This is a genomic window from Stenotrophomonas sp. FBCC-B152, from assembly GCF_059134105.1.
This window is the reverse complement of record NZ_CP101442.1, coordinates 372603-397854: the sequence shown is the minus strand read 5'-3', so window position 1 is coordinate 397854 and position 25252 is coordinate 372603. Positions and strand designations below refer to the sequence as shown.

The window sequence follows — 25252 nt, the reverse complement described above, 5'->3', positions numbered from 1 at the left end:
ACCCTCGTGACCGACACGCCCTACAACCCGGATCCTCACAAGCATCCGGGGCTTCACCTGATCGCCTTGCTGGAAGCCAGCAAGGCGGTCCTGGCGCTGTTGGCGGCGACCGGGCTGGAAGTGCTCGGTCCGCAGCCACTGCGTGATGGGGTCAATGCCCTGATCCGGCGTTTCAGCCTGGACCCGGATCACGGCACCCTGCCCTCGCTGCTCAACATGATCAGCCCCGATGCCGTCCACCTGGCCGCTGCGGCCATGGTTGCCTACGGCATCCTGCATCTCTTCGAGGCCTGGGGGCTCTGGCGCGCCAAAGCCTGGGCGTCCTGGCTGGGCTGCGTCACCGCCGGCATCTACCTGCCGTTCGACATTTTCGCGATCATCCGCCACCCGGGCTGGGCCTCGTGGTCGGTGCTGGTGATCAACCTCATCGTGGTCGGCGTGCTCGCCCGCGACATCCGCAAGCGCCACGGCCCGGCCCACCCGCCGGCGTGAGTTGCCAAGCGTGCGCGGCGCTGGTTAGCCTGAGCGCTGGTTCCGGGGATACACAGATGCGCGCGCCACTGACATCGCTCGTGTTGGCCATCGCAATGCTGGGCGGCTGCTCGCCCTCGTCCGTGCCCTGGCTCAACCATGCCCATGCCGCCGCCTCCGCGGCCCCGCGCGATACGCCGTTCGCCTATGCCGAAGCCGATATCGCCCAGCTGCAGGCGGCGATGACGGCCGGCGAACTGGACAGCGTCACCCTGACCCGCGCGTACCTGGAACGGATCGCCCGGCTGGACCGCACTGGTCCGCGCCTCAACGCCGTGCTGGAGCTCAACCCGGATGCATTGAAGGAAGCGGCGGCACTGGACGCCGAACGCCGCCGCGGGCAGCTGCGCGGCCCGCTGCACGGCATTCCACTGCTGCTCAAGGACAACATCGGGGCGCGCCCGATGGGCACCAGCGCCGGCTCGCTGGCACTGGCCGGGTTCCGCCCCGACGATGCGTTCCTGGTCAGCCGGCTGCGTGCAGCCGGCGCGCTCATCCTGGGCAAGACCAATCTCAGCGAATGGGCGAACTTCCGCTCCAGCCAGTCAATCTCCGGCTGGAGCGCGCGTGGCGGCCAGACCCGCAACCCGTACCGGCTCAGCCACAACCCCTGCGGCTCCAGCAGCGGCAGCGCGGTGGCGGTGGCCGCCAACCTGGCGGCCGCCGCGGTAGGGACCGAGACCGACGGCAGCATCGTCTGCCCGGCGGCGGTGAACGGCGTGGTCGGGCTCAAGCCGACGGTCGGCCTGGTCAGCCGCGATGGCATCGTACCGATCTCCTTCAGCCAGGACACCGCCGGCCCCATCACCCGCAGCGTGGCCGATGCCGCCACGCTGCTGACCGCGATGGCCGGCCGCGACGACGCCGACCCAGCCACGGCGACCATGCCCGGGCGGGCGGTGTATGACTACACCGCACGGCTGAATCCGGACGGCCTGCGTGGCGCCCGGATCGGCGTCCTGCACGGCCCGCTGGACCAGCAGCCGGGCGTGGCCCCTGCCCTGCAGCACGCGATCGGCGTGCTGCGCGATGCCGGTGCCGTGGTGGTGCCGGTGGAGCTGCCTACCGAAGGGCAGTGGGAAGACGCCGAACGCCTGGTGCTGCTGCACGAGTTCAAGGCCGGCATGCAGCGCTACCTGGCCCGCCACCAGGCCCCGGTACGCGACCTGGACGCGATCATCGCCTTCAACCGCACCCATGCCGACAAGGAGCTGGTGTTGTTCGGGCAGGACCTGATGGAAACGGCCGCGCAGGCTGGCGGCCTGGGCAGCCCGGAATACATCGCTGCACGCACCGAGGCGCGCCGCCTGGCCGGCCCCGACGGGATCGACGCGGTGCTCAAGGCCGAGCGCCTGGACGCGCTGGTGGCGCCCACCACGGGCGTCGCCTGGCCGATCCGTACCGGCCAGGGCGATGACTTCCCGGGCGGCAGCTACAGCGCGGCCGCCGTCGCCGGCTATCCCAGCCTGACCGTGCCGATGGCGCACGTGAACGGGCTGCCGCTGGGGCTGTTGTTCATGGGTACGGCCTGGAGCGAGCCGAAGCTGATCGAGCTGGCGTACGACTACGAGCAACGCACCCGCGCGCGTCGCCCGCCGCGGCTCGGGACGCAGGCGTTGTTGCCGTAGCTATTGGACGGGGTCTTCGAGGGGAACCACCGCCGGGGGGCCGTCTTCTGCGCCGGGTGAACGCACGTCGTCGGCGGGCTGCGAGCGCGGGGTGCGCGTCGGCGGATCGGGACGTTCGAGGAGTTCGGCGCGGGTGCGTGGCAGCGCCTGCGGATGTTCACGGGCGAGGAAGTCGAGCATGCGTTCGCGCACGATGCAGCGCAGGTCGAAGGCATCGCCGGAATTGCGCGCGCTGACCAGCAGGCGCACCTGCAGGGTGTGGTCGGTGGTTTCGGTCACCTGGGTCACGCAGACGCGGCCATCCCACAACGCTTCGCCCTTGCAGATGCGCTCGAGCTCGCTGCGGATCGCCGCGATCGGCGCCCGATAGTCCAGCCACAGGAACGCGGTGCCCAGCAGGTCGGCGCTGCGCCGGGTCCAGTTCTGGAAAGGGTTTTCGATGAACCAGGTCAACGGCACCACCATGCGCCGCTCGTCCCAGATCCGCACCACGACGTAGCTGCTGCCGATCTCCTCCACCCGCCCCCATTCGCCTTCGACGATCACCACGTCATCGAGCCGGATCGGCTGGGTCAACGCGATCTGCAGGCCGGCAATGAGGTTGCCGAACACCGGTTTGGCGGCGATGCCGGCGACCAGGCCGATGATGCCGGCCGAGGCCAGCAGCGCGGTGCCGATCTGGCGCACCATCGGGAAGGTCAGCAGCACCATCGAGGCACCGACCAGGATGATGGCGCCCATCAGCACGCGGCTGAGCACGCGGGTCTGGGTCTGGATGCGGCGGGCGGCCAGGTTGTCGGCCACTTCCATCGGGTGGTCGCGCAGGATCGCCTGCTCGCCGGCGGCCACCGCGCGCACCAGCAGCCAGATGAAGCAGGCGGTCAGGCCGATATGCAGCAGGCGCAGCGACTGGTCCAGCCAGCGCCCGTCCAGCGGGGTGGCTTCCAGTGCGGGAATCAGCACCAGCATCGGCAACGCGAATGCCAGCGGCCGGCTGATCACGCGGGCGATGCGCGCGCGCCGGTAGTCACGCCCTTTCAGGCGCCGGGTCAGCGCCATCAGCAGCCACCAGCCGGTGATGCCGATCGCCAGCGCGATCCCGATCGGCCACAGATACGCAGCCGCTTCCTGCCAATCCACCCGCATGCGTGCTCCCGCATCGTTTCAATACGGGAACCACACTGCCAGAAGGACGATGATCAGTATGTAGAGCCACGCCCTGCGTGGCTGTGGGATAACGCCGACGTTACACGCCGGCGCCACCGTGCTTGCGCACGATCGCCATGGCGATCTCCAGCGACTGCTCGTAGTTCAGGCGCGGATCCACCGACGAGCGATAGGCACGCTCCAGGTCGCGCTCGGTGAGCTCGCGCGCGCCCCCGGTGCACTCGGTCACATCCTCCCCGGTCAGCTCCAGGTGCACGCCGCCCAGGCGCGTGCCGGCGGCCGCGTGCAGGTCGAAGGACAGCTCCACTTCACTGCGCACGTTGTCGAAGCGACGGGTCTTGTAGCCGTTGCTGGTGCTTTCGGTATTGCCATGCATGGCATCGCACACCCACAGCACGCGGCGGCCATCGCGCTTGACCGCATCCAGCAGCGGCGGCAGCTTCTCGGCGATCTGCGCCGCACCCATGCGATGGATGAAACTCAGGCGGCCGGGCTCGTCTTCCGGATTGAGCACGTCGATCAGGCGCAGCAGCTGGTCGGGCTGCACGGACGGGCCGACCTTGATCGCGATGGGGTTGCGCACGCCGCGCAGGTATTCCACGTGGGCGCCATCGAGGGCGGCGGTGCGCATGCCGATCCACGGGTAATGCGTGCTCAGGTTAAGCCAGCCATGCTGGCGCGGCACCTGGCGGGTAAGCGCCTGCTCGTAGGGCAGCAGCAGCGCTTCGTGCGAGGTATAGAAGTCGATCCGGTTGAGGTTGTACACCTGGGCGCCGGACAGGGTTTCCATGAAGCGCACGGCATCGCCAATGGACGAGACCATCTTCTGGTAATCGGTGGCCAGCGGCGAATGCCGCACCCACTCCAGGTTCCAGTATTCAGGATGGTGCAGGTCGGCGAAGCCGCCGTCGATCAGCGCACGCACGAAGTTCATGGTCATGGCCGAATGCGCGTGTGCCTGCAGCATCCGGCGCGGATCGGGCAGGCGCGCGCCTTCGGTGAACTCGGGCGCATTGATCACATCACCCCGGTAGCTGGGCAGGGTCACGCCATCGCGGGTTTCGGTATCGGCCGAACGCGGCTTGGCATACTGCCCGGCGAACCGGCCGACGCGGATCACCGGCTTGCGCATGCCGTGCACGAGCACCAGGCTCATCTGCAGCAGCACCTTGAGCCGGTTGGAGATGGTGGTGGACTCGCAGTCGCTGAAGTTCTCGGCGCAATCGCCGCCCTGCAGCAGAAAGCGCTTGCCTTCCTGCGCGTCGGCCAGCTGCTGCTTGAGCGAGAGGATCTCCCACGAGGTCACCAGCGGCGGCAGCCGCTTGAGCTCATGCAGCGAGGCATCCAGCGCGACCGGATCGGGATAGGTCGGCATCTGCAGCGCGGGCGGGCCGCGCCAGCTCTCCGGCGACCAGTCGGTCGGCAGCGAAGCGGAAGGGGTGGCACGGTCGGAGGCAGTCATCGGAATATCCAGTAAACCAGCAGAAGAAAGATCAGTAACGACGGGCAGGACGGCGGAACGACACCACCAGCGCCCACAGGCCCAGCAGGGTGAACCACACCAGGCTCCACATGGGCATGGTCAAGCCCAGGAACTGCCAGTCAATGTTGCCGCAGTTGCCGGTACCGGTAAGAACGGTACGGAACACTTCAAACGGCCCCATGGTCTCGCTGAGGAACGACAGCGGCGGGCCGCAGCTCGAACCCATGTCCTGCGGCAGCAGCTGCACGTACACGTGCCGCCCGGCAATGCCGATGCCTACGGCGGCGGCAATGAAGGCCAGCACGCCATAGGTGATCCGCCCCGGTCGATCCCGCGGGCCATGCAGCGCGCCGATCAGGAACAGCAACCCAAGCGCGGCGAAGGCGATGCGCTGGAAGATGCACAGCGGACACGGCTCCAGCCCCATCTTCAGCTGCAGGAAGATCGCATAGCCCAGCAGGCCAGCACACACCAAGAACCCCAGCAGGAACTGGGCGCGGAAATTCCAGCGCAATGGATTCATTGCCAACACTCTTGTTAGTCCAGGCACCAAGATTAACAGGGAGCTGTGCGGTGTTGGCTGCGGCCGATTGCCGTACATCGGCTTGGCAGGCCATATGGTGTGTTTCAGCTTGTGCGCGAACAGCTGCACGGCTGCAAGGGTCCACTGCCCGGCCGCGCCGGGTGCGGGTTTGCGGGGGGCGCCGTGAATACGTCCGTGTAGGCTCTTGCGAAACATCCATGTTTCGCAAAGCCCCCGCAAACCCGCCCCCGTCGCGACCCCGACGGTGGGTCGGTGCGCATGGGGGGCAACAGCAGCCGGGCAAGGCCCGGCTCTACGGTTGGCGAGGAGGTGCCGGGCTTGGCCCGGCCTGCCCCAGATCGCGGCCTCCCACGCCCGGCCGATGGGCCCTTTGGCCACCGACCCGGTGTCGGGGGTTCCGGCCGGGGTGGGTTTGCGGGGGCTTTACCAAACATGGATGTTTGGTAAGAGCCCCCATGGAAGGGTTCACGGCGCCCCCCGCAAACCCACACCGGCCGGGGCCCCGGAGTGGACCGTAAATCCCCAGTGCCGTTGACGTTGCTCTTGATCTACGCAGCCAACAAAAAACCCGGCACAAGGCCGGGTTTCCTGAAGAATCTTTGGTAAAGCGCGTCGATTATTCTTCGACGGCTTCAGCCACGGCGGCCGGACGGTCGACCAGTTCGACGTAGGCCATCGGCGCGTTGTCGCCAGCGCGGAAGCCGCACTTCAGCAGACGCAGGTAGCCGCCCGGACGGTTCGCGTAACGCGGGCCCAGGGTGGTGAACAGGTTGCCCACGGCTTCGTTGTCACGCAGGCGGGCGAAGGCCAGACGGCGGTTGGCAACGGAGTCGACCTTGGCCAGGGTGATCAGCGGCTCGGCGACGCGGCGCAGTTCCTTGGCCTTCGGCAGGGTGGTCTTGATCAGCTCGTGCTTGAACAGCGACGCGGCCATGTTCTTGAACATTGCTTCGCGGTGGGCGCTGGTACGGCTGAACTTGCGGCCGGATTTCATGTGACGCATGACAGATGTTCCTTGAAAGAATGTTGGATCGGTTGGGTATCGCTGTCGCCTTCCCGGCGTTGTTACTTGGACTGCGGATGGTCCGGTGCCGGCCCTCCTGGCCGACCGTCACCGCAGGCTGGCGCCTGTCGATGCGAGGTACTGCGGGTAAAGCCCCCGCACCCGAAGGTGCGGGGTGAAACGTTGGCGCTGGATCAGCCGAGCATGCCGTGCTGGGCGACACCGGCCGGCGGCCAGTTCTCCAGCTTCATGCCGAGCGAAAGACCGCGCTGGGCGAGGACTTCCTTGATCTCGGTCAGCGACTTCTTGCCGAGGTTCGGGGTCTTGAGCAGTTCCACTTCGGTCTTCTGGATCAGATCGCCGATGTAGTAGATGCTCTCGGCCTTGAGGCAGTTGGCCGAACGCACGGTCAGTTCCAGGTCGTCGATCGGGCGCAGCAGCACCGGATCCACGCCGTTGTTGGCCGGCTTGGCTGCACCGCGGTCGCGGTGGGTGAAGTCACCGAAGACCGACAGCTGATCGCTGAGGATGTCGGCGGCGGTGCGCACGGCTTCCTCGGCATCGATCGTGCCGTTGGTTTCGATGTCCAGCACCAGCTTGTCCAGGTCGGTACGCTGTTCGACGCGGGCCGCTTCCACCGAATAGGCGACGCGACGGACCGGCGAGAACGAGGCGTCCAGGACCAGACGACCGATGGCACGGGTTTCTTCGTCCGGACGACGACGTGCAGCCGCCGGCTGGTAGCCGAAACCACGCTCGATCTTCAAACGCATGTTGACTGCCGTGTCCTTGGTCAGGTGGCAGATGACATGATCCGTGTTGAGGATCTCGACGTTGTGGTCGACCTTGATATCGGCAGCAGTCACGACACCCGGACCCTGCTTGGACAGCGACAGGGTTGCGCTGTCACCGGTGTGCATACGGATCGCCACGTCCTTCAGGTTGAGCAGGACTTCGAGAACGTCCTCCTGCAGGCCTTCGAGCGTGGTGTACTCGTGCAGTACGCCGTCGATCTCAACTTCCGTGATGGCGAAGCCCGGGATGGACGACAGCAGCACGCGACGCAGGGCATTGCCCAGCGTATGCCCGTAACCACGCTCCAAGGGTTCGATAACGACCTTGGCGCGGGTATCGGTAAGGCGTTCGATCTGCGGACCACGAGGACGCAGAACCTGGTTGGCGGTAACCGTCATGTTGCGGGTTCTCCTAGTGAACCCCCGGCCGTCGCCGGGGGCTCTCCAATGTGAATTACTTCGAATACAACTCGACGATCAGCGCTTCGTTGATATCCGCAGGCAGGTCCGAACGATCCGGCACGGCCTTGAAGATGCCGGCGAACTTGTCGGCGTCCACTTCGATCCACGTCGGGCGCAGGTCGTGCGTCTTGGACACGGTCAGGGCTTCCTGAACGCGCAGCTGCTTGGCAGCCTTCTCGGACAGCGCGACAGCGTCGCCAGCCTTGACCTGGTACGAAGCCAGGTTGACCGACTTGCCGTTCACGGTGACGCCGCGGTGCGAGACCAGCTGACGGGCAGCCGGACGGGTCACAGCGAAGCCCATGCGATAGACGACGTTGTCCAGGCGGGTTTCCAACAGCTGCAGCAGGTTCTCGCCGGTGTTGCCCTTCTTGGTCGAGGCCTTCTTGTAGTAGTTGCGGAACTGACGCTCCAGCAGACCGTAGATACGCTTGACCTTCTGCTTTTCACGCAGCTGGGTGGCGTAGTCGGACAGCTTGCCCTTGCGGGCGGTCGCGCCGTGCTGGCCGGGCTTCTGCTCCAGCTTGCACTTGGAGTCCAGCGCACGGGCCGGGCTCTTGAGGGAAAGGTCGGCGCCTTCGCGGCGGGCGAGCTTACAGGTAGGACCGATATAACGAGCCATTTCTTATCGCTCCTTTAGACGCGACGCTTCTTCGGCGGACGGCACCCGTTGTGCGGGATTGGCGTCACGTCGATGATGTTGGTGATCTTGTAGCCCACGTTGTTCAGCGAGCGCACGGCCGACTCACGACCCGGACCCGGGCCCTTGATGCGGACTTCCAGGGACTTGACGCCGTAATCCAGCGCGGCACGGCCGGCTTTCTCGGCAGCCACCTGGGCAGCGAACGGGGTGGACTTACGCGAACCGCGGAAGCCAGCGCCACCGGACGTCGCCCACGACAGAGCGTTGCCCTGGCGGTCGGTGATGGTCACGATGGTGTTGTTGAAAGAAGCGTGGACGTGGGCAACGCCGTCAGTGACGACGCGCTTGATCTTCTTCTTGGTCTTAGCGACGGGCTTAGCCATTTCTTAGGTCCCTTACTTCCTGATCGCCTTGCGCGGGCCCTTGCGGGTGCGGGCGTTGGTACGGGTGCGCTGACCACGCAGCGGCAGGCCGCGGCGGTGACGCAGACCGCGATAGCAGCCCAGGTCCATCAGGCGCTTGATCGCGATACCGATTTCACGGCGCAGATCGCCTTCCACGATGTACTTGGCCACTTCCGAGCGCAGACGCTCGATTTCCGGCTCCGACAGATCGCGGATCTTGGTGGTCGAAGTGACGCCTGCGGCGTCGCAGACCTTCTTCGAACGGGTACGGCCGATGCCGTAAATGCTTTGCAACCCGACCCAGACGTGCTTCTGGGCTGGCAGGTTGACGCCTGCAATACGCGCCATGACGCGGTTCTCCAGCTGAGTGATGGCCGACAGCGCACCCAAGGCGCGCCGATCCGGCAGGATGGATCAAAAAAGTTAACTAGCGATACTAACAAGGTTCCGGTTTACATGGAAGCCCGTGAAACCTGAAAGGTTTCATGGACCCGGCCCAGGGAGTGTGCCCAGGCTCCGGCGCCGGATCAGGTTGACTCCGGAAAACGACCCTTTCGAGCCCTCTTCCGGTGCCGCCCGCGCTACTCCCGCGCGGGACGACCCGATCTCACCCCCACCCGGAACCGCTGCGGGGGCCGCCCTTCGTTTGTGTGGCCAGGTCCGCGAAGCGGAGGACCATCACGTCAGGAAGACGATAGTGTAACAGGCCAATCAGCCGCGGGCAAAACCGCCGCGGTTGCCGCCCTTCAGGTTGGCCTTCTTCAACAGGCTCTCGTACTGGTGCGACATCAGGTGCGCCTGGATCTGCGCAATGAAGTCCATCACCACCACCACCACGATCAGCAGCGAGGTGCCGCCGAAGTAGAACGACGCATTCAGCTGCGTGCGCATGATTTCCGGCAGCAGGCAGACGATCACCAGGTAGGCCGAGCCGGCTGCGGTCAGGCGGGTCAGCACGCCGTCGATGTAGTCCGCGGTGGCCTTGCCCGGACGGATGCCCGGAATCAGCGCGCCCGACTTCTTCAGGTTGTCGGCGGTTTCCTGCGAGTTGAACACCAGCGCGGTATAGAAGAACGCGAAACCGGTGATCAGCGCAGCGAACACGATCATGTGCAGCGGCTCGCCCGGACCCAGGGCGTTGGCGACCTTCTGCAGCCAGGTCGCCGAGCTGGCCTGGCCGGACCACATGGCCAGGGTGGTCGGGAACGCCAGGATGCTGGAGGCGAAGATGGCCGGGATCACGCCCGCCATGTTCAGCTTCAGCGGCAGGAACGAGGTCTGGTTCATGTACGCGTTGCGGCCGCCCTGGCGACGTGCGTAGTTCACCGTGATGCGGCGCTGGCCGCGTTCGACGAACACCACGAAGAAGGTGAAGGCCAGCACCACCAGCGCGATCAGCAGCAGTTGGATGAACTGCAGGTTGCCTTCGCGGAAGGCGTCGAAGGTGTGGATGACCGCACCCGGGAGGCCCGCCACGATGCCGGCGAAGATGATCAGCGACACACCGTTGCCGATGCCGCGCTCGGTGACCTGCTCGCCGACCCACATCAGGAAGATGGTACCGGCGGTCAGCGCGACCACGGCGGTAAGCACGAAGCCCATGCCCGGCGCGTACACGACCGGCGCACCGGACGGGGACAGCTGGTTCTGCAGCGCCAGCGCGATGCTGCCGCCCTGCACCACCGCCAGCAACACGGCGCCGATGCGGGAATATTGGGTGATCTTGCGGCGACCGGACTCACCTTCCTTCTGCATCGCCTTGAGCGCGGGGAAGATGTGGACGGCCAGCTGCATCACGATGGATGCCGAGATGTACGGCATCACGTTCAGCGCGAAAATGCTGAAACGGTGCAGGGCGCCGCCCGAGAACATGTTGAACATGTCCACGATGCCGCCGCCCTGCGCCTGCATGAGCGCAAGCATGGCATCGGGATTGACGCCCGGCACCGGCACATAACAGCCGATGCGGTAGACGATCAAAGCCCCGACGACGAACAGCAGACGCTGGCGAAGTTCCGTGAACTTGCCGAGCCCGCCGCCCAGGTTACCAATGCCAGCTTGCGCCATGTCTTACTCCTGTACGCTGCCGCCGGCAGCTTCGATCGCGGCCTTGGCACCGGCCGTTGCTGCGATGCCCTTCAGGGTGAAGGCCTTGGTCAGGCCGCCCTTCATGACGATCTTGGCCTGCTTGGCAGTGCTCGGGACCAGCTTCGCAGCGCGCAGCGCGGCGAAATCGATCTCGCCAGCTTCCAGGCGGTCCAGGTGGTACGACAGCACTTCGGCCGTGTCCTTGGCGATCTTGGAACGGAAACCGACCTTCGGCAGACGACGCTGCATGGGGGTCTGGCCGCCTTCGAAGCCCGCCTTGATCTTGCCGCCACCCTTACGGGCGAAAGAACCCTTGTGGCCGCGGCCGCAGGTCTTGCCCAGGCCGGAGCCGATACCACGGCCGACGCGGGTGCGCTCTTTGCGCGCGCCCGGTGCCGGGCTCAGTTCATTCAGATGCAGGGTCATTGGATTATTCCTCAACCTTGACGAGGTAGTGGACCTTGTTGATCAGGCCGCGAACCTGCGGGCTGTCCTTCAGTTCACGCACATCGTTGAGCTTGTTCAGGCCCAGGGCACGCACCGACAGGCGGTGACGCGCTTGGGTGCCACGCAGGCCGCCAACCAGACGGACCTTGACGGTCTTGACGGTGTCATTAGCCATGGTTGAGATCCTCCACCTTCTTGCCGCGCTTGGCCGCGATGCGGGCCGGCGACTGCATTTCGGACAGACCCTTCAGCGTGGCGCGAACCAGGTTGATCGGGTTGCGCGAACCGACGGCCTTGGCCAGCACGTTCTTGACGCCAACGGCTTCCAGCACGGCGCGCATGGCACCGCCGGCGATGACGCCGGTACCTTCCGAAGCCGGCATCATGAACACGCGGGCTGCGCCGTGGCCGGACTTCACCGGGTGCCACAGGGTGCCGTTGTTCAGATCGACGTCGGCCAGGTTCTTGCGAGCCTGCTCCATCGACTTCTGGATCGCGACCGGCACTTCACGCGCCTTGCCGTAGCCGAAGCCAACCTTGCCTGCGCCGTCACCGACCACGGTCAGTGCGGTGAAGGTGAACTGACGACCGCCCTTGACGGTCTTGCTGACGCGGTTGACCGCGACCAGCTTTTCGATCATGCCGTCGTCGACTTTCTCTTCGCGGTTACGGTCGCGATCGCGACCCCGCTGCTGACGTTCTTCTGCCATGTTGATTCCTTGATTGATTGGGTATGTACGGCTCAGGGCCGCTTATAGCTGTGGAATGACGCAGTGGATCGAACGCCCCTGCAGAAGAAGGACGCCGCCCGGCACAACCCGTGCCGGCAGGCAGGCGGAAGCGGGGACCAGCCCCGCTTCCTTATCCCTTAGAACTGCAGGCCGCCTTCGCGGGCTGCATCGGCCAGTGCCTTGATGCGGCCGTGGTAGCGGTAGCCCGAGCGGTCGAAAGCGACCTTCTCGATGCCCGCAGCCTTGGCGCGCTCGGCAACCAGCTTGCCGACCTTGGCGGCGGCGTCGCTGTTCTTGCCGTTCTTCAGGCCTTCCTTGACGTCGGCCTGGGTGGTGTTGGCAGCAGCCAGCACCTTGGAGCCGTCGGCGGTGAAGACCTGGGCGTACAGGTGCTGACCGGTGCGCAGCACCGACAGACGCGGCACGCCGAGGACACGGATGTGTGCGCGGGTGGACTTGGCGCGACGCAGGCGAGCAATGTTCTTGTTCATGATCTTTTTCCTTGAAAGCTGAAGACAGGATTCTTCCCCACGAAGGGGATTCGCCCTTACGCCTTCTTGGCTTCCTTACGAATGATGACTTCGCCGGCGTACTTCACACCCTTGCCCTTGTAGGGCTCCGGCTTGCGGTAAGCGCGGATCTTGGCGGCAACTTCGCCCACCAGCTGCTTGTCGGTGCCCTGGACCAGGATTTCGGTCTGGGTCGGGGTCGACAGCGTGATGCCTTCCGGCGCCACGTACACAACCGGGTGCGAGAAACCGAGCGCGAGGCTCAGGTCCTTGCCCTGCATGGTGGCGCGGTAACCGACGCCGACCAGCTCAAGCTTGCGCTCGAAGCCTTCGGTGACGCCCTTGACCATGTTGGCCAGGATGGCGCGCACGGTGCCAGCGAGGGCAACCAGGTCGTCATTGCTGGCGGCCAGGGTGGCAACGCCGTCGTTCACGGAAATTTCAACGCCAGCCACCTTCGGCAGGCTGAGGGTGCCCTTCGGGCCCTTCACGCTGACGGATTCCGGCTGGATGTTCAGTTCAACGCCCTTGGGCAGGTTGACCGGCTTCTTGGCTACGCGGGACATAGTGGTTTCCTTCTCGCCTTAGGCCACGAAGCACAGGACTTCGCCGCCGACGCCCAACTGGCGCGCCTGCGCATCAGTCATGATGCCCTTGGAGGTGGAGATGATGGAGATGCCCAGGCCGTTCAGGACCTTCGGCAGCTCGGACTTGCCACGGTACTGGCGCAGACCCGAACGCGAGAAGCGCTTCAGGGTCTCGATGACCGGCTTGCCCTCGAAATACTTCAGGACGATTTCAAGCTCGGCCTTGTTGTTCTCGGTCTTGGTCACGCGCAGGTCGGTGATGTAGCCTTCGGCCTTCAACACTTCTGCGATTGCAACCTTGATCTTGGAGGACGGTGCTTTCACCGTCTGCTTGCCAACTGCGGCCGCATTCTTGATGCGTACCAGCAGGTCGGCGATGGGATCAGTCATGCTCATAGTCGATACCTTTGAGTGCACCGATATCCGCTTTCGCGAAAATCTTGCTATTTCTGAAATGGGCCTGGAGGCCCGTCGTTCGGGTGTTGCGCCCTACCCCACCCTGTACAGCCGGGTGAGACGCGGGAGTATACGACAAAAAGAGCCCGACCGGGGTCGGACTCTTCAAGTCGGGGTGAACCTGAACAGGCCCACCCCGTACTGCAGGGACGAATCCCTTACCAGCTGGCCTTGCGCAGGCCCGGCACGTCACCACGCATGGTGGCTTCGCGCAGCTTGTTGCGGCCCAGGCCGAACTTGCTGTACACGCCACGCGGGCGGCCCGACAGTTCGCAACGGTTGCGGTGGCGGCTCGGCGACGAATCGCGCGGCAGCTTCTGCAACTTGATCACGGCCTGTTCCTTCTCTTCGTACGAAGCGGTCGTGCTGGAGATGATCTTCTTCAGCTCTTCACGCTTGCCGGCGTACTTGACGGCCAGCTTCGCACGCTTCAGGTCGCGGTTGACCATGGAGGTCTTTGCCATTTCGGATTCCTCGACGTATCAGTTACGGAACGGGAACTTGAACGCTGCAAGCAGCGCCTTCGCTTCCGCATCGGTCTTGGCGGTGGTGGTGATGGCGATATCCATGCCGCGGATCGCGTCGACAGCGTCGAAGTCGATTTCCGGGAAGATGATCTGTTCCTTCACACCCATGTTGAAGTTGCCGCGACCGTCGAAGGAACGACCCGAGACACCACGGAAGTCGCGCACGCGCGGCAGCGAGATGTTGATCAGGCGATCCAGGAACTCATACATCTTGGCACGACGCAGCGTGGTCTTGCAGCCGATCGGCCAACCATCGCGGATCTTGAACGAAGCCACCGAGACGCGGGACTTGGTCACGATCGGCTTCTGGCCGGAGACCTTGGCCATGTCGGCGACGGCATTTTCCAGGATCTTCTTGTTGGTCGCCGCTTCGCCGACACCCATGTTCAGGGTGACCTTGACCAGGCGGGGAACCTGCATCGGATTGGTGTAGCCGAACTGCTTCATCAGCGCCGGCACCACTTCTTCCTGGTAGAACTTTTCGAGACGGGAACTCATCTTCTCATTCCTCAGGCGTCGAGCGCCTCACCGCTGGAGCGGAACACACGCAGTTTGCGTCCATCCTCCAGCACCTTGAAGCCAACGCGCTCGCCCTTGCCCGAAGCCGGGTTGAGCACATTCACGTTGGAGATATGGATCGACGCTTCACGCTCGACCACGCCGCCGGCAACGCCTGCCTGCGGGTTCGGCTTGGTGTGGCGCTTGACGATGTTCACGTTGGCGACGATCACACGATCGCCGTCGACGCGGACGACTTCGCCCTGCTTGCCCTTGTCCTTGCCGGTGTTGACGACGACCTGGTCGCCCTTCTTGATACGGTTAGCCATGATTATCTCCTGTCGCTCACAGCACTTCGGGAGCGAGCGAGACGATCTTCATGAACTTCTCGGAACGAAGTTCACGGGTCACCGGCCCGAAGATGCGGGTGCCGATCGGCTCTTGCTTGTTGTTGAGCAGGACCGCGGCATTGGCGTCGAAACGGATCAGCGAGCCATCGGCGCGACGCACACCCTTGCGGGTACGCACCACGACGGCGTCGAACACTTCACCCTTCTTGACCTTGCCGCGCGGAATTGCATCCTTCACGGTGACCTTGATGATGTCACCGATGTGTGCGTAGCGACGCTTGGAGCCGCCCAGCACCTTGATGCACATCACTTCCTTGGCACCGGAATTGTCCGCGACCTCGAGGTAGCTCTGCATCTGGATCATGAGTCAGATCTCCTTATTGAGCCGCACGCGTGATGACTTCCACCACGCGCCAGTTCTTGGTCTTGGACATCGGAGCAATTTCGGTCACCAGCACGACATCGCCTTCATTGCAGGCGTTGTCGGCATCGTGCGCGTGCAGCTTGGTCGAACGCTTCAAGTACTTGCCGTAAAGCTTGTGCTTGACCAGGCGCTCCACCAGCACGGTGACCGTCTTGTCCATCTTGTTGCTGACGACACGGCCTTCGACCGTGCGCAGCTGCTTGTTTTCAGTATTGTCGCTCATCGCGGCCATCCTTACTTGTTGCTGCCGAGCAGGGTCTTGACGCGAGCAATCTCGCGGCGGACCCGGCGGGTTTCGTGAGTCTTCGGCAGCTGCCCGGTGACCTGCTGCATGCGGAGCGAGAACTGCTCCTTACGCAGGTCAACCAAATGGGACTTCAGGTCGTCAGCCGACTTTTCGCGAAGTTGTTTGATATCCATCACATCACCGTCCGGGTCACGAAAGTGGTGGTCACGGAGAGCTTGGCAGCTGCCAGGCGGAACGCCTCGCGTGCCACGTCTTCACCCACACCTTCAATTTCATAGATCATGCGGCCGGGCTGGATCTGGGCTACCCAGTACTCCACGTTGCCCTTACCAGAACCCATTCGGACTTCGATGGGCTTCTTGGTGATCGGCTTGTCGGGGAACACTCGGATCCACATCTTGCCACCGCGCTTGACGTAGCGGCTGATCGAGCGGCGGGCCGCTTCGATCTGGCGCGCGGTCAGCTGACCGTGGGCGGTTGCCTTCAGGCCGTATTCGCCGAAGCTGACAGCGTTGGCGCTCCAGCTCAGGCCATCGTTACGGCCCTTGTGTACCTTGCGGTACTTGGTTCGCTTGGGTTGCAACATTGTCGTTACCTCGCTTCACGGGCCGGGCGCTGACGGTCACCGCGGTCGCCGCGATCGTTACGATCGTTGCGCGACGGGGTGTCGTCCTGCTTTTCCTGGCCAACCTGGGAGAAATCGAAAACCTCGCCCTTGTAGATCCAGACCTTGATGCCGATGATGCCGTAGGTCGTCTTGGCTTCAGCGAAGCCATAGTCGATGTCGGCACGCAGCGTGTGCAGCGGCACGCGGCCTTCGCGGTACCACTCCGAACGGGCGATTTCAGCACCGTTCAAGCGGCCACCGACGTTGACCTTGATGCCCAGGGCACCGAGGCGCATCGCGTTGCCGACCGAGCGCTTCATTGCGCGGCGGAACATGATGCGACGCTCCAGCTGCTGCGCGATCGACTCGGCAACCAGCTGTGCGTCCAGCTCGGGCTTGCGCACTTCAGTGACGTTGATGTGCGCCGGGACGCCCATCATTTCGCTCACTTCCTTGCGCAGCTTCTCGATGTCCTCACCACGCTTGCCGATCACCACGCCCGGACGGGCGGTATGGATCGTCACGCGGGCGGTCTTCGCCGGACGTTCGATGAGGATCTTGCTGATGCCGGCCTGCGCGAGCTTCTTGCGCAGCATGTCCCGCACCTTCAGGTCGGCCGCCAGATAACCAGCGAACTCGGCCTTGTTGGCGTACCACTTGGAGTTCCAGTCCTTGGAGATGCCGAGGCGGATACCAATCGGATGAACTTTATGACCCATGGTGTTTTCCTTTCCGCTTACTTGCCGGCGCCCACAACCACAGTGATGTGGCTGGTGCGCTTGAGGATGCGGGTGCCGCGGCCTTTCGCCCGCGCCATGAAACGCTTCAGGGTCGGACCTTCATCAACCATGATGGTCTGAACCTTAAGCTCGTCGACGTCGGCGCCCTGGTTGTTCTCGGCATTGGCAATAGCCGACTCCACCACCTTCTTGATCAGGTGGGCAGCCTTCTTGTCCGAGAACTTCAGCAGGTTTACCGCACGCTCGGCCGGCAGGCCGCGCACCTGGTCAGCGACCAGGCGGGCTTTCTGCGCAGAGATGCGCGCGGAGCGCAGGATTGCTTTCGCTTCCATTGTCATCTCTCCTTACTTGCCCGACTTCTTGTCACCACCGTGACCCTTGAAGGTCCGGGTGATGGCAAATTCGCCGAGCTTGTGGCCGACCATGTTCTCGTTGACGAGCACCGGAACGTGGTTCTTACCGTTATGAACGGCGATGGTGATGCCTACCATTTCCGGCAGGATCATCGAACGGCGCGACCAGGTCTTGATCGGCTTCTTGCTACCCGCAGCGGCCTCCACCTTCTTGACGAGGTGGTGATCGACGAACGGGCCCTTCTTGAGTGAACGTGCCATGGTCGATTAGCCCCTACGATCGCGGACGATGAATTGCTGGGTGCGCTTGTTCTTGCGCGTCTTGTAACCCTTGGTCGGGACACCCCACGGGGTGACCGGATGCGGATTACCCTGGCCGGCCTTCGCCTCACCACCACCGTGCGGGTGGTCAACCGGGTTCATGGCAGCACCACGAACGGTCGGGCGGACACCGCGCCAGCGCTTGGCGCCAGCCTTGCCCAGCTTTTCCAGGTTGTGTTCGTCGTTGCCGACTTCACCGATCGTTGCGCGGCACTCGACCGGCACCTTGCGCATTTCACCCGAGCGCAGGCGCAGGGTGGCGAAGACGCCTTCACGAGCGACGAGCTGCACGGCAGCGCCGGCGGCACGCGCGATCTGGGCACCCTTGCCCGGCTTCAGTTCGATGCCGTGGACAGTGGTACCAACCGGGATGTTGCGCAGCGGCAGGGTGTTGCCGGTCTTGATCGGCGCATCCGAACCCGCGATCACCTGGTCACCGGCCTTCAGGCCCTTCGGTGCGATGATGTAACGGCGCTCGCCGTCGACGTAGCACAGCAGGGCGATATGGGCGGTGCGGTTCGGATCGTATTCGATGCGTTCCACGCGCGCCGGAATGCCTTCCTTGTTGCGCTTGAAGTCAATCAGACGGTAATGCTGCTTGTGACCACCGCCCACGTGACGGGTGGTGATGCGACCGTGGTGGTTACGACCACCGGTATTGCTCTTCGGCTCCAGCAACGCTGCGTGCGGTGCGCCCTTGTGCAGATCGGGCGTAACCACGCGCACGGCCGAACGGCGGCCGGGGGAAGTGGGCTTGAATTTCATCAATGGCATGGGATGTACCTCAGGCCTTGGCCGTTACATCGATGGACTGGCCATCGGCGAGACGCACGTACGCCTTGCGCCAATCGCCGCGGCGGCCGGTGCGGTTACGGAAGGACTTGTTCTTGCCCTTCACGTTCAGCACGTTGACCGCTTCGACCTTGACGTCGAACAACTGCTCTACCGCGGCCTTCACGTCGGCCTTGGTCGCTTCGTTCGAGATCTCGAAGACATACTGGTTGGAATGTTCCTGCAGGCGCGCGGTCTTTTCGGAGACTCGCGGAGCACGCAGCACGCTGAAGATTTTTTCGTTGCTGTTCATGCCAGCCACTCCTCGACCTTCTTGACCGCGTCAGCGGTGATGACGACCGTGTCGGCACCGACCAGCGACACCGGATCCAGGCCCTGCACGTCACGCACTTCCACGTAGGGAATGTTGCGGGCCGACAGGTACAGGTGTTCGGTGGCTTCCTCGGTGACGATCAGCGGGCGCTTGCCCACTTCCAGGCCGGCCAGCTTGGCGATCAGAGCCTTCGTGCTGGTCGCTTCGACATCGAAGGACTCCACGATGGTCAGACGGCCCTGGCGGTTCAGCTCGGACAGGATCGCGCACATGGCGGCACGGTACTGCTTGCGGTTGACCTTCTGTTCGAAGCTGCGCGGCTTGGCCGCGAAGGTGACACCGCCGCCGACGAAGATCGGAGCCGTCAGCGCGCCATGACGCGCACCGCCGCCCTTCTGCTTCTTCGACTTCTTGGTGGTACCAGCCACTTCAGAACGAGTCTTCTGTGCCTTGGTGCCGGCGCGACCGGCATTGCGATAGGCAACGACGACCTGGTGGACCAGATCTTCGCTGAAATCGCGACCGAACACGGCATCGGAGACCGAGACCTTGTTGTTGCTACCCGTGATAACGAGTTCCATCGTCATCTCTCCTTATGCCTTGCTAGCCGGACGCACGATCACGTCACCACCCGCAGCGCCAGGCACGGCGCCACGAATCGCGATCAGACCGCGTTCGACGTCGACCTTGACAACTTCCAGGTTCTGCGTGCTCTGCTGCACGGCACCCATGTGGCCCGACATCTTCTTGCCCGGGAAAACGCGACCCGGGGTCTGGCGCTGGCCCAGCGAACCCGGCGCGCGATGCGACAGCGAGTTACCGTGGGTTGCATCGCCCATACGGAAGTTGTAGCGCTTGATGGTGCCCTGGAAGCCCTTACCCTTGGTGACACCCTGGACGTCGACCTTCTGGCCAACTTCAAAGATGTCCGCCTTGACTTCGCCGCCAACGGCGAAATCGCCGAGCTGCGCGTCTTCAACGCGGAATTCCCACAGGCCACGACCCGCTTCCACCTTCGCCTTGGCGAAGTGGCCGGCTTCCGGCTTGTTGACCAGGGCAGCGCGACGCGCGCCGACGGTCACCTGCACGGCGCTGTAGCCGTCAGCTTCGACGGTCTTGATCTGCGCGATGCGGTTCGGGGTAGCTTCAATCAGGGTCACCGGGATGGCCTGGCCATCTTCGGTGAACACGCGGCTCATGCCAGCCTTGCGGCCCACGAAGCCCAACGAATATTTCTTCGTCATGGTCGTAGTCCTCAGGTCAGCTTGATCTGAACGTCGACGCCGGCAGCCAGTTCGAGCTTCATCAGCGCGTCCACGGTCTTGTCGTTGGGGTCGACGATGTCGAGCACGCGCTTGTGCGTGCGGGTCTCGTACTGGTCACGCGCGTCCTTGTCGACGTGCGGCGAGACGAGAATGGTGTAACGCTCGATCTTGGTCGGCAGCGGGATCGGGCCACGCACTTGCGCGCCGGTCCGCTTTGCCGTTTCAACGATCTCGCTGGCCGAACGGTCGATCAAACGATGATCGAACGCCTTCAACCGAATCCGGATCTTTTGGTCCGCCATGGCGGTAGGTTCCTTCGTTAAAAGAGCGACGGACAAGGCCTCTGGGTTGCCTTGTCCCATGAATATCCTGAATGCGGACGCCGCACATTCCTGCGCGGCGACAAGATCTTTCCGTAGACCTCAAAAATCGAGGCAGACCGGTCTCCCGATCTGCCCAGACAAAAAGTATAGCGCGCATACAACGCGGCGGTCAACAGGGGGTCCTGTTGACACTGCCTGAATGGCGCGACCCTTCCTGGTCTGGGGAACACGAGGTGCGTCCTGCGCCTCTTTTCCCGTTTGTGTTGCTACCCCGATGCCCTACCCAGGCAACATCGGGGCGCAGAGTCTAGCAGATTACTTGATGATCTTGGAGACCACGCCGGCGCCGACGGTACGACCGCCTTCACGAATGGCGAAACGCAGGCCTTCATCCATCGCGACCGGGTTGATCAGGGTCACGACCATCTTCACGTTGTCACCCGGCATCACCATCTCGACGCCTTCCGGCAGCTTGGCGGCGCCAGTGATATCGGTGGTACGGAAGTAGAACTGCGGGCGGTAGCCGTTGAAGAACGGGGTGTGACGGCCGCCTTCGTCCTTCGACAGCACGTACACTTCGCCTTCGAACTCGGTGTGCGGCTTGATCGAACCCGGCTTGCACAGAACCTGACCGCGCTGGACGTCGTCACGCTTGGTGCCGCGCAGCAGCAGACCGGCGTTGTCGCCTGCCTGGCCCTGGTCCAGCAGCTTGCGGAACATTTCCACACCGGTCACGGTGGTCTTCTGGGTGTCGCGGATACCGACGATTTCGATTTCTTCGCCGACCTTGATCACGCCGCGCTCGATACGACCGGTCACCACGGTGCCGCGGCCCGAGATCGAGAACACGTCTTCCACCGGCATCAGGAAGGTCTTGTCCACGTCACGCTCCGGCAGCGGGATCCAGGTGTCCAGCGCCTCGACCAGCTTGATGATGGCCGGCACGCCGATCTCGCTCTGGTCGCCTTCCAGCGCCAGTCGGGCCGAACCCGCGATGATCGGGGTGTCGTCGCCCGGGAAGTCGTACTTGCTCAGCAGCTCGCGGACTTCCATTTCGACCAGTTCCAGCAGCTCGGCGTCGTCCACCATGTCGGCCTTGTTCAGGAACACGACGATGTACGGCACGCCGACCTGGCGCGACAGCAGGATGTGCTCGCGGGTCTGCGGCATCGGGCCGTCAGCAGCCGAACAGACCAGGATCGCGCCGTCCATCTGGGCAGCACCGGTGATCATGTTCTTGACGTAGTCAGCATGGCCCGGGCAATCGACGTGGGCGTAGTGACGCTCGGTGGATTCGTATTCGACGTGTGCGGTCGAGATCGTGATGCCACGGGCCTTTTCTTCCGGCGCGGCGTCGATCGCGGAGTAATCCTTGAACTCGCCACCGAAGCGCTCTGCACCGATCTTGGTCAGTGCGGCGGTCAGCGTGGTCTTGCCATGATCGACGTGACCGATGGTGCCGACGTTGACGTGCGGCTTGGTGCGCTCGAACTTACCCTTTGCCATTGTTGTATACCTTGGATATCAGAAAGAAGGAGAGGAGGACCTGAGCTTACGCTCAGGCCTTCTTGATCACGGTGTCGGCGATGTTGTTCGGCGCCGGCTCGTAGTGGTCGAATTCCATCGTGAACGTTGCGCGACCCTGGGTCTGCGAACGCAGCGAGGTGGCGTAACCGAACATTTCACCCAGCGGGATCATCGCGTTGATGATGCTGGCCGAACCGTCACCGGTGGTGCTCGAACCCTGCAGCACGCCACGACGGCGGCTCACGTCGCCCATCACGTCACCCTGGTAATCCTCCGGGGTCACGATCTCGACCTTCATGATCGGCTCGAGCAGGACCGGCTTGGCCTTGGCGAAGCCCTGCTTGAAGGCCATCGACGACGCCAGCTTGAACGCCATTTCCGAGGAGTCGACGTCATGGTACGAGCCGAACACCAGCTTCACCTTCACGTCCACGACCGGGAAGCCAGCCAGCGGACCGCTGGTGATGGTTTCGCGCAGGCCCTTTTCGATCGACGGGATGAATTCCTTCGGAATCACGCCACCGGTGATGTCGTTGACGAACAGGAAATCGTCCTTGATGTTCGGCGCGATCTTCGGATCGGCACGGTCTTCAGCGGTGATCGGCGACAGTTCGATCACGACGTGACCGTACTGACCCTTACCACCGGACTGCTTGGCGTGCTTGTAATCCGACTTCACGTCGGCCAGCTGGATGGTTTCGCGGTAGGCCACCTGCGGCTTGCCCACGTTGGCTTCAACGTTGAACTCGCGCTTCATGCGGTCAACGATGATGTCCAGGTGCAGCTCGCCCATGCCCGAGATGATGGTCTGGCCGGATTCTTCGTCGGTCTTGACGCGGAACGACGGATCTTCCTGGGCCAGGCGGCCAAGGGCGAGACCCATCTTTTCCTGGTCGGACTTGGTCTTCGGTTCGACGGCCATCGAGATGACCGGCTCCGGGAACACCATGCGCTCCAGGATGATCGGGTGCTCCTGCGAGCACAGCGTGTCACCGGTGGTGGTGTCCTTCAGGCCCACGGCCGCGGCGATGTCACCGGCCAGCACTTCCTTGATCTCTTCGCGATCGTTGGAGTGCATCTGCAGGATGCGGCCGATGCGCTCCTTCTTGCCCTTCACCGAGTTCAGCAGCTGGTCGCCAGCGTTCAGCGTGCCCGAGTAGACACGGAAGAAGGTCAGCGCGCCCACGAACGGGTCGGTGATGATCTTGAAGGCCAGCGCCGAGAACGGCGCCTTGTCGTCGGACTTGCGGCTCAGCGCAACGGTTTCGTCATCGACGTCGGTACCGGTCACGTCCGGCACGTCGATCGGCGACGGCAGCAGCTGCACCACGCCGTCCAGCATGGCCTGCACGCCCTTGTTCTTGAACGCCGAGCCGCAGTACATCGGCACGATGTCGGTGGCCAGGGTGCGCACGCGCAGGGCTTCGATGATTTCAGCCTCGGTCAGCTCTTCGCCGCCCAGGTACTTTTCCATCAGCTCTTCGCTGGCTTCAGCCGCAGCCTCGATCATGAAGGTGCGCGCCTCTTCGGCGGCGTCCTTCATGTCGGCCGGGATTTCCAGGTACTCGAACTTCATGCCCTGCGAGGCTTCATCCCAATGGATGGCCTTCATCTTGATCAGGTCGACGACGCCCTTGAAGCCTTCTTCAGCGCCGATCGGCAGCTGCATCGGCACGGCGGTGGCGCCGAGCTTGGCCTTCAGCTGGCCAACGACCTTGGTGAAGTTGGCGCCGGTGCGGTCCATCTTGTTGACGAACGCAATGCGCGGCACCTTGTACCGGTTGGCCTGGCGCCACACGGTTTCGGACTGCGGCTGCACGCCACCGACGGCACACAGCACGAACACCGCACCGTCGAGCACGCGCAGCGAGCGCTCCACTTCGATGGTGAAGTCGACGTGCCCGGGGGTATCGATGATGTTGAAGCGGTGCTCCGGCAGGGACTTGTCCATGCCCTTCCAGAACGCGGTGGTCGCAGCGGACTGGATCGTGATGCCACGCTCCTGCTCCTGCTCCATCCAGTCCATGGTGGCGGCGCCGTCGTGCACTTCACCGATCTTGTGGCTCTTGCCGGTGTAGAACAGGATGCGCTCGGACGTGGTGGTCTTGCCGGCATCGATGTGGGCCATGATGCCGAAATTGCGGTAACGCTCGATGGGAGTGGTGCGGGCCACGGGAGCCTCTCAATTTCTTGGAATTCGGATGGCCGAACGCCGCCTTTCGGCGGCCTTCGGATTGGCGCAGCCCTTCTGGGGCCGCGAGGCAGCACCTTAATGGTGCTGCCGTGCCTGTTTTACAAGGCCGTCAAACTCACCAGCGGTAGTGGGCGAAGGCCTTGTTGGCTTCGGCCATGCGGTGGGTTTCTTCGCGCTTCTTGATGGCGCCACCACGGTTTTCCGAGGCATCCAGCAGTTCTGCAGCCAGCTTCTTCGGCATGGTGTTCTCACCACGCTTGCGGGCGGAGTCGATCAGCCAGCGCATGGCCAGGGCCATCTTGCGCGACGAACGCACTTCGACCGGCACCTGGTAGGTCGCACCGCCGACGCGGCGGGACTTCACTTCGACCGACGGAGCCACGTTGTCCAGAGCCTTCTGCACCAGCTCGATGGAGTTCGGGTTCTTTTCGCTGATCACGTCCATGGCGCCATAGACGATCTTTTCAGCGACCGACTTCTTGCCGCTCAGCATCACCATGTTGATGAAGCGCGCGATGGTTTCACTTCCGTGCTTCGGATCCGGCAGGACAGAGCGCTGCGGCGTATTACCTTTACGAGACATGTGTACTTTCCCTTAGCTCTTCGGACGCTTGGCGCCGTACTTGGAACGGCCCTGGCGACGCTTGGCAACGCCGGAGGCGTCCAGCGAGCCACGCACAGTGTGGTAACGCACACCCGGCAGATCCTTGACGCGACCGCCACGGATCAGGACCACGGAGTGCTCCTGCAGGTTGTGGCCTTCGCCGCCGATGTAGCTAATCACTTCTTCCTGGTTGGTCAGGCGAACCTTGGCAACCTTGCGAAGCGCCGAGTTCGGCTTCTTCGGAGTGGTGGTGTACACGCGCGTGCAGACGCCACGGCGCTGGGGGCACTTTTCAAGAGCCGGGGAGGCACTCTTGTAAGTGGTTGCCTGCCGCGGCTTGCGGACAAGCTGATTGATCGTCGCCATCAGTAAGTTCTTCTGAGAGAGGCCCGATGAAAACAGGCCATGAATGCGGATATGTGCGAGCAGGCGAGAAACCGGCCTGCTGAGACAGACGATTGTAGCAACCCGGCGAAAACGCAGTCAACCGCGCACACGCCAAGCCAGCCCTGATCCCGGGCCGTTACAGGGGAGCCTTTTCCATGCCCCCCGTTCAGGTTGTCAAACCGGCCCCCTTTCGAGGACCGGCCGGCATCCTACCCTATTGGTGGCGGTTACGCCACCGACAAGGTGGGTTCGGCACCACCAACGGTGGCGCCCTACCCCTTCGAATGTCGTCCGACCAACGGT

At 63.7% G+C, this 25252-nt stretch carries 36 protein-coding genes; 2 read left to right on the top strand and 34 right to left on the bottom strand.

Annotated elements, in window-relative coordinates:
• The first annotated feature begins 6 nt into the window (after nucleotides 1–6).
• Both NMB40_RS01870 and NMB40_RS01865 read left to right on the top strand, forming a co-directional pair.
• On the top strand, nucleotides 7–492 hold the full coding sequence (locus NMB40_RS01870) for a DUF2127 domain-containing protein (protein ID WP_282246931.1): 486 nt from the start codon (nucleotides 7–9) through the stop codon (nucleotides 490–492).
• Between the two features lie 56 nt (nucleotides 493–548).
• Entirely contained in the window at nucleotides 549–2159 is a 1611-nt protein-coding gene (locus tag NMB40_RS01865) for an amidase (protein WP_494359960.1), read from the top strand.
• On the opposite strand, the gene NMB40_RS01860 is transcribed toward NMB40_RS01865, so the two are convergent.
• The 34 genes from NMB40_RS01860 to rpsL form a co-directional block, all read right to left on the bottom strand.
• Nucleotides 2160–3305 (bottom strand): mechanosensitive ion channel family protein, encoded by a 1146-nt coding sequence (locus tag NMB40_RS01860; protein ID WP_494359959.1) that lies wholly within the window; start codon nucleotides 3303–3305, stop codon nucleotides 2160–2162.
• Nucleotides 3306–3405: 100 nt separating this feature from the next.
• Nucleotides 3406–4788, bottom strand: a complete 1383-nt coding sequence (locus NMB40_RS01855; RefSeq protein WP_494359958.1) for a class II 3-deoxy-7-phosphoheptulonate synthase — start codon at nucleotides 4786–4788, stop codon at nucleotides 3406–3408.
• Nucleotides 4789–4819: 31 nt separating this feature from the next.
• Nucleotides 4820–5332 (bottom strand): disulfide bond formation protein B, encoded by a 513-nt coding sequence (locus tag NMB40_RS01850; protein WP_494359957.1) that lies wholly within the window; start codon nucleotides 5330–5332, stop codon nucleotides 4820–4822.
• 637 nt (nucleotides 5333–5969) lie between these two features.
• Nucleotides 5970–6356: a 50S ribosomal protein L17 gene (gene rplQ / locus NMB40_RS01845; RefSeq protein ID WP_068849483.1), complete on the bottom strand. Its 387-nt coding sequence runs from the start codon at nucleotides 6354–6356 to the stop codon at nucleotides 5970–5972.
• Between the two features lie 194 nt (nucleotides 6357–6550).
• Nucleotides 6551–7549 (bottom strand): DNA-directed RNA polymerase subunit alpha, encoded by a 999-nt coding sequence (locus NMB40_RS01840; protein ID WP_068849481.1) that lies wholly within the window; start codon nucleotides 7547–7549, stop codon nucleotides 6551–6553.
• Nucleotides 7550–7604: 55 nt separating this feature from the next.
• Nucleotides 7605–8234: a 30S ribosomal protein S4 gene (rpsD, locus tag NMB40_RS01835; RefSeq protein WP_068849480.1), complete on the bottom strand. Its 630-nt coding sequence runs from the start codon at nucleotides 8232–8234 to the stop codon at nucleotides 7605–7607.
• Between the two features lie 14 nt (nucleotides 8235–8248).
• Nucleotides 8249–8638, bottom strand: coding sequence for a 30S ribosomal protein S11 (rpsK, locus tag NMB40_RS01830; protein WP_017355427.1), 390 nt, complete (start codon nucleotides 8636–8638; stop codon nucleotides 8249–8251).
• A 12-nt stretch (nucleotides 8639–8650) separates the two neighbouring features.
• Nucleotides 8651–9007, bottom strand: a complete 357-nt coding sequence (gene rpsM / locus NMB40_RS01825) for a 30S ribosomal protein S13 (protein ID WP_017355426.1) — start codon at nucleotides 9005–9007, stop codon at nucleotides 8651–8653.
• A 363-nt stretch (nucleotides 9008–9370) separates the two neighbouring features.
• On the bottom strand, nucleotides 9371–10726 hold the full coding sequence (gene secY, locus NMB40_RS01820; RefSeq protein WP_068849478.1) for a preprotein translocase subunit SecY: 1356 nt from the start codon (nucleotides 10724–10726) through the stop codon (nucleotides 9371–9373).
• Nucleotides 10727–10729: 3 nt separating this feature from the next.
• Nucleotides 10730–11173 carry a 50S ribosomal protein L15 gene (gene rplO, locus NMB40_RS01815; protein ID WP_068849476.1) on the bottom strand — a complete coding sequence of 148 codons (444 nt, stop codon included), beginning with the start codon at nucleotides 11171–11173 and terminating at the stop codon, nucleotides 10730–10732.
• Between the two features lie 4 nt (nucleotides 11174–11177).
• Nucleotides 11178–11369: a 50S ribosomal protein L30 gene (gene rpmD / locus NMB40_RS01810; protein WP_282246924.1), complete on the bottom strand. Its 192-nt coding sequence runs from the start codon at nucleotides 11367–11369 to the stop codon at nucleotides 11178–11180.
• A complete protein-coding gene (gene rpsE / locus NMB40_RS01805) occupies nucleotides 11362–11904 on the bottom strand; it encodes a 30S ribosomal protein S5 (RefSeq protein ID WP_038690276.1) in 543 nt (180 codons plus the stop codon). Before rpsE ends, rpmD begins: the two co-directional genes overlap by 8 nt.
• Nucleotides 11905–12062: 158 nt before the next feature.
• Nucleotides 12063–12416 carry a 50S ribosomal protein L18 gene (gene rplR / locus NMB40_RS01800; protein ID WP_019186158.1) on the bottom strand — a complete coding sequence of 118 codons (354 nt, stop codon included), beginning with the start codon at nucleotides 12414–12416 and terminating at the stop codon, nucleotides 12063–12065.
• Between the two features lie 56 nt (nucleotides 12417–12472).
• On the bottom strand, nucleotides 12473–13000 hold the full coding sequence (gene rplF / locus NMB40_RS01795) for a 50S ribosomal protein L6 (protein WP_282246922.1): 528 nt from the start codon (nucleotides 12998–13000) through the stop codon (nucleotides 12473–12475).
• A gap of 18 nt (nucleotides 13001–13018) precedes the next feature.
• Nucleotides 13019–13417, bottom strand: a complete 399-nt coding sequence (rpsH, locus tag NMB40_RS01790; RefSeq protein WP_017355419.1) for a 30S ribosomal protein S8 — start codon at nucleotides 13415–13417, stop codon at nucleotides 13019–13021.
• Between the two features lie 218 nt (nucleotides 13418–13635).
• On the bottom strand, nucleotides 13636–13941 hold the full coding sequence (gene rpsN, locus NMB40_RS01785; protein ID WP_068849472.1) for a 30S ribosomal protein S14: 306 nt from the start codon (nucleotides 13939–13941) through the stop codon (nucleotides 13636–13638).
• 18 nt (nucleotides 13942–13959) lie between these two features.
• Entirely contained in the window at nucleotides 13960–14502 is a 543-nt protein-coding gene (gene rplE, locus NMB40_RS01780; protein ID WP_068849470.1) for a 50S ribosomal protein L5, read from the bottom strand.
• An 11-nt stretch (nucleotides 14503–14513) separates the two neighbouring features.
• Nucleotides 14514–14831, bottom strand: coding sequence for a 50S ribosomal protein L24 (gene rplX / locus NMB40_RS01775; RefSeq protein ID WP_017355416.1), 318 nt, complete (start codon nucleotides 14829–14831; stop codon nucleotides 14514–14516).
• A gap of 16 nt (nucleotides 14832–14847) precedes the next feature.
• A complete protein-coding gene (gene rplN / locus NMB40_RS01770) occupies nucleotides 14848–15216 on the bottom strand; it encodes a 50S ribosomal protein L14 (protein WP_017355415.1) in 369 nt (122 codons plus the stop codon).
• Nucleotides 15217–15229: 13 nt separating this feature from the next.
• A complete protein-coding gene (gene rpsQ, locus NMB40_RS01765; protein WP_193059172.1) occupies nucleotides 15230–15499 on the bottom strand; it encodes a 30S ribosomal protein S17 in 270 nt (89 codons plus the stop codon).
• Between the two features lie 11 nt (nucleotides 15500–15510).
• A complete protein-coding gene (gene rpmC, locus NMB40_RS01760; RefSeq protein WP_068849465.1) occupies nucleotides 15511–15696 on the bottom strand; it encodes a 50S ribosomal protein L29 in 186 nt (61 codons plus the stop codon).
• Nucleotides 15696–16109, bottom strand: coding sequence for a 50S ribosomal protein L16 (gene rplP, locus NMB40_RS01755; protein WP_068849463.1), 414 nt, complete (start codon nucleotides 16107–16109; stop codon nucleotides 15696–15698). The genes rpmC and rplP overlap by 1 nt, the downstream gene beginning before the upstream one ends.
• 5 nt (nucleotides 16110–16114) lie before the next feature.
• Nucleotides 16115–16849: a 30S ribosomal protein S3 gene (gene rpsC / locus NMB40_RS01750; RefSeq protein ID WP_068849461.1), complete on the bottom strand. Its 735-nt coding sequence runs from the start codon at nucleotides 16847–16849 to the stop codon at nucleotides 16115–16117.
• Nucleotides 16850–16866: 17 nt separating this feature from the next.
• Nucleotides 16867–17202, bottom strand: a complete 336-nt coding sequence (gene rplV, locus NMB40_RS01745) for a 50S ribosomal protein L22 (protein ID WP_017355410.1) — start codon at nucleotides 17200–17202, stop codon at nucleotides 16867–16869.
• A 12-nt stretch (nucleotides 17203–17214) separates the two neighbouring features.
• A complete protein-coding gene (gene rpsS, locus NMB40_RS01740; protein WP_017355409.1) occupies nucleotides 17215–17484 on the bottom strand; it encodes a 30S ribosomal protein S19 in 270 nt (89 codons plus the stop codon).
• 6 nt (nucleotides 17485–17490) lie between these two features.
• Nucleotides 17491–18318 carry a 50S ribosomal protein L2 gene (rplB, locus tag NMB40_RS01735; protein ID WP_068849460.1) on the bottom strand — a complete coding sequence of 276 codons (828 nt, stop codon included), beginning with the start codon at nucleotides 18316–18318 and terminating at the stop codon, nucleotides 17491–17493.
• A 10-nt stretch (nucleotides 18319–18328) separates the two neighbouring features.
• The gene (gene rplW / locus NMB40_RS01730; RefSeq protein WP_068854553.1) at nucleotides 18329–18628 is read right to left on the bottom strand and encodes a 50S ribosomal protein L23; all 300 of its coding nucleotides are present in this window, start codon (nucleotides 18626–18628) and stop codon (nucleotides 18329–18331) included.
• Nucleotides 18625–19230 (bottom strand): 50S ribosomal protein L4, encoded by a 606-nt coding sequence (gene rplD, locus NMB40_RS01725; protein WP_068849458.1) that lies wholly within the window; start codon nucleotides 19228–19230, stop codon nucleotides 18625–18627. Before rplD ends, rplW begins: the two co-directional genes overlap by 4 nt.
• A 12-nt stretch (nucleotides 19231–19242) precedes the next feature.
• Nucleotides 19243–19893 (bottom strand): 50S ribosomal protein L3, encoded by a 651-nt coding sequence (gene rplC, locus NMB40_RS01720; protein WP_068849456.1) that lies wholly within the window; start codon nucleotides 19891–19893, stop codon nucleotides 19243–19245.
• Between the two features lie 11 nt (nucleotides 19894–19904).
• Nucleotides 19905–20216: a 30S ribosomal protein S10 gene (gene rpsJ / locus NMB40_RS01715; RefSeq protein ID WP_010341589.1), complete on the bottom strand. Its 312-nt coding sequence runs from the start codon at nucleotides 20214–20216 to the stop codon at nucleotides 19905–19907.
• Nucleotides 20217–20552: 336 nt separating this feature from the next.
• Nucleotides 20553–21743, bottom strand: a complete 1191-nt coding sequence (tuf, locus tag NMB40_RS01710) for an elongation factor Tu (RefSeq protein ID WP_448142067.1) — start codon at nucleotides 21741–21743, stop codon at nucleotides 20553–20555.
• Nucleotides 21744–21795: 52 nt separating this feature from the next.
• A complete protein-coding gene (gene fusA / locus NMB40_RS01705) occupies nucleotides 21796–23937 on the bottom strand; it encodes an elongation factor G (RefSeq protein WP_494359956.1) in 2142 nt (713 codons plus the stop codon).
• Between the two features lie 136 nt (nucleotides 23938–24073).
• Nucleotides 24074–24541 (bottom strand): 30S ribosomal protein S7, encoded by a 468-nt coding sequence (gene rpsG / locus NMB40_RS01700; protein ID WP_068849450.1) that lies wholly within the window; start codon nucleotides 24539–24541, stop codon nucleotides 24074–24076.
• A 12-nt stretch (nucleotides 24542–24553) separates the two neighbouring features.
• Nucleotides 24554–24928 (bottom strand): 30S ribosomal protein S12, encoded by a 375-nt coding sequence (rpsL, locus tag NMB40_RS01695; protein WP_025879344.1) that lies wholly within the window; start codon nucleotides 24926–24928, stop codon nucleotides 24554–24556.
• Nucleotides 24929–25252 lie beyond the last annotated feature (324 nt).

Excerpts from the sequence above, each read along its gene's own strand:
- NMB40_RS01865 (WP_494359960.1), top strand. The coding sequence starts at position 549 with ATGCGCGCGCCACTGACATCGCTCGTGTTGGCCATCGCAATGCTGGGC.
- NMB40_RS01860 (WP_494359959.1), bottom strand. The coding sequence starts at position 3,305 with ATGCGGGTGGATTGGCAGGAAGCGGCTGCGTATCTGTGGCCGATCGGG.
- NMB40_RS01855 (WP_494359958.1), bottom strand. The coding sequence starts at position 4,788 with ATGACTGCCTCCGACCGTGCCACCCCTTCCGCTTCGCTGCCGACCGAC.
- NMB40_RS01850 (WP_494359957.1), bottom strand. The coding sequence starts at position 5,332 with ATGAATCCATTGCGCTGGAATTTCCGCGCCCAGTTCCTGCTGGGGTTC.
- rplQ (WP_068849483.1), bottom strand. The coding sequence starts at position 6,356 with ATGCGTCACATGAAATCCGGCCGCAAGTTCAGCCGTACCAGCGCCCAC.
- NMB40_RS01840 (WP_068849481.1), bottom strand. The coding sequence starts at position 7,549 with ATGACGGTTACCGCCAACCAGGTTCTGCGTCCTCGTGGTCCGCAGATC.
- rpsD (WP_068849480.1), bottom strand. The coding sequence starts at position 8,234 with ATGGCTCGTTATATCGGTCCTACCTGTAAGCTCGCCCGCCGCGAAGGC.
- rpsK (WP_017355427.1), bottom strand. The coding sequence starts at position 8,638 with ATGGCTAAGCCCGTCGCTAAGACCAAGAAGAAGATCAAGCGCGTCGTC.
- rpsM (WP_017355426.1), bottom strand. The coding sequence starts at position 9,007 with ATGGCGCGTATTGCAGGCGTCAACCTGCCAGCCCAGAAGCACGTCTGG.
- secY (WP_068849478.1), bottom strand. The coding sequence starts at position 10,726 with ATGGCGCAAGCTGGCATTGGTAACCTGGGCGGCGGGCTCGGCAAGTTC.
- rplO (WP_068849476.1), bottom strand. The coding sequence starts at position 11,173 with ATGACCCTGCATCTGAATGAACTGAGCCCGGCACCGGGCGCGCGCAAA.
- rpmD (WP_282246924.1), bottom strand. The coding sequence starts at position 11,369 with ATGGCTAATGACACCGTCAAGACCGTCAAGGTCCGTCTGGTTGGCGGC.
- rpsE (WP_038690276.1), bottom strand. The coding sequence starts at position 11,904 with ATGGCAGAAGAACGTCAGCAGCGGGGTCGCGATCGCGACCGTAACCGC.
- rplR (WP_019186158.1), bottom strand. The coding sequence starts at position 12,416 with ATGAACAAGAACATTGCTCGCCTGCGTCGCGCCAAGTCCACCCGCGCA.
- rplF (WP_282246922.1), bottom strand. The coding sequence starts at position 13,000 with ATGTCCCGCGTAGCCAAGAAGCCGGTCAACCTGCCCAAGGGCGTTGAA.
- rpsH (WP_017355419.1), bottom strand. The coding sequence starts at position 13,417 with ATGAGCATGACTGATCCCATCGCCGACCTGCTGGTACGCATCAAGAAT.
- rpsN (WP_068849472.1), bottom strand. The coding sequence starts at position 13,941 with ATGGCAAAGACCTCCATGGTCAACCGCGACCTGAAGCGTGCGAAGCTG.
- rplE (WP_068849470.1), bottom strand. The coding sequence starts at position 14,502 with ATGAGTTCCCGTCTCGAAAAGTTCTACCAGGAAGAAGTGGTGCCGGCG.
- rplX (WP_017355416.1), bottom strand. The coding sequence starts at position 14,831 with ATGGCTAACCGTATCAAGAAGGGCGACCAGGTCGTCGTCAACACCGGC.
- rplN (WP_017355415.1), bottom strand. The coding sequence starts at position 15,216 with ATGATCCAGATGCAGAGCTACCTCGAGGTCGCGGACAATTCCGGTGCC.
- rpsQ (WP_193059172.1), bottom strand. The coding sequence starts at position 15,499 with ATGAGCGACAATACTGAAAACAAGCAGCTGCGCACGGTCGAAGGCCGT.
- rpmC (WP_068849465.1), bottom strand. The coding sequence starts at position 15,696 with ATGGATATCAAACAACTTCGCGAAAAGTCGGCTGACGACCTGAAGTCC.
- rplP (WP_068849463.1), bottom strand. The coding sequence starts at position 16,109 with ATGTTGCAACCCAAGCGAACCAAGTACCGCAAGGTACACAAGGGCCGT.
- rpsC (WP_068849461.1), bottom strand. The coding sequence starts at position 16,849 with ATGGGTCATAAAGTTCATCCGATTGGTATCCGCCTCGGCATCTCCAAG.
- rplV (WP_017355410.1), bottom strand. The coding sequence starts at position 17,202 with ATGGAAGCGAAAGCAATCCTGCGCTCCGCGCGCATCTCTGCGCAGAAA.
- rpsS (WP_017355409.1), bottom strand. The coding sequence starts at position 17,484 with ATGGCACGTTCACTCAAGAAGGGCCCGTTCGTCGATCACCACCTCGTC.
- rplB (WP_068849460.1), bottom strand. The coding sequence starts at position 18,318 with ATGCCATTGATGAAATTCAAGCCCACTTCCCCCGGCCGCCGTTCGGCC.
- rplW (WP_068854553.1), bottom strand. The coding sequence starts at position 18,628 with ATGAACAGCAACGAAAAAATCTTCAGCGTGCTGCGTGCTCCGCGAGTC.
- rplD (WP_068849458.1), bottom strand. The coding sequence starts at position 19,230 with ATGGAACTCGTTATCACGGGTAGCAACAACAAGGTCTCGGTCTCCGAT.
- rplC (WP_068849456.1), bottom strand. The coding sequence starts at position 19,893 with ATGACGAAGAAATATTCGTTGGGCTTCGTGGGCCGCAAGGCTGGCATG.
- rpsJ (WP_010341589.1), bottom strand. The coding sequence starts at position 20,216 with ATGGCGGACCAAAAGATCCGGATTCGGTTGAAGGCGTTCGATCATCGT.
- tuf (WP_448142067.1), bottom strand. The coding sequence starts at position 21,743 with ATGGCAAAGGGTAAGTTCGAGCGCACCAAGCCGCACGTCAACGTCGGC.
- rpsG (WP_068849450.1), bottom strand. The coding sequence starts at position 24,541 with ATGTCTCGTAAAGGTAATACGCCGCAGCGCTCTGTCCTGCCGGATCCG.
- rpsL (WP_025879344.1), bottom strand. The coding sequence starts at position 24,928 with ATGGCGACGATCAATCAGCTTGTCCGCAAGCCGCGGCAGGCAACCACT.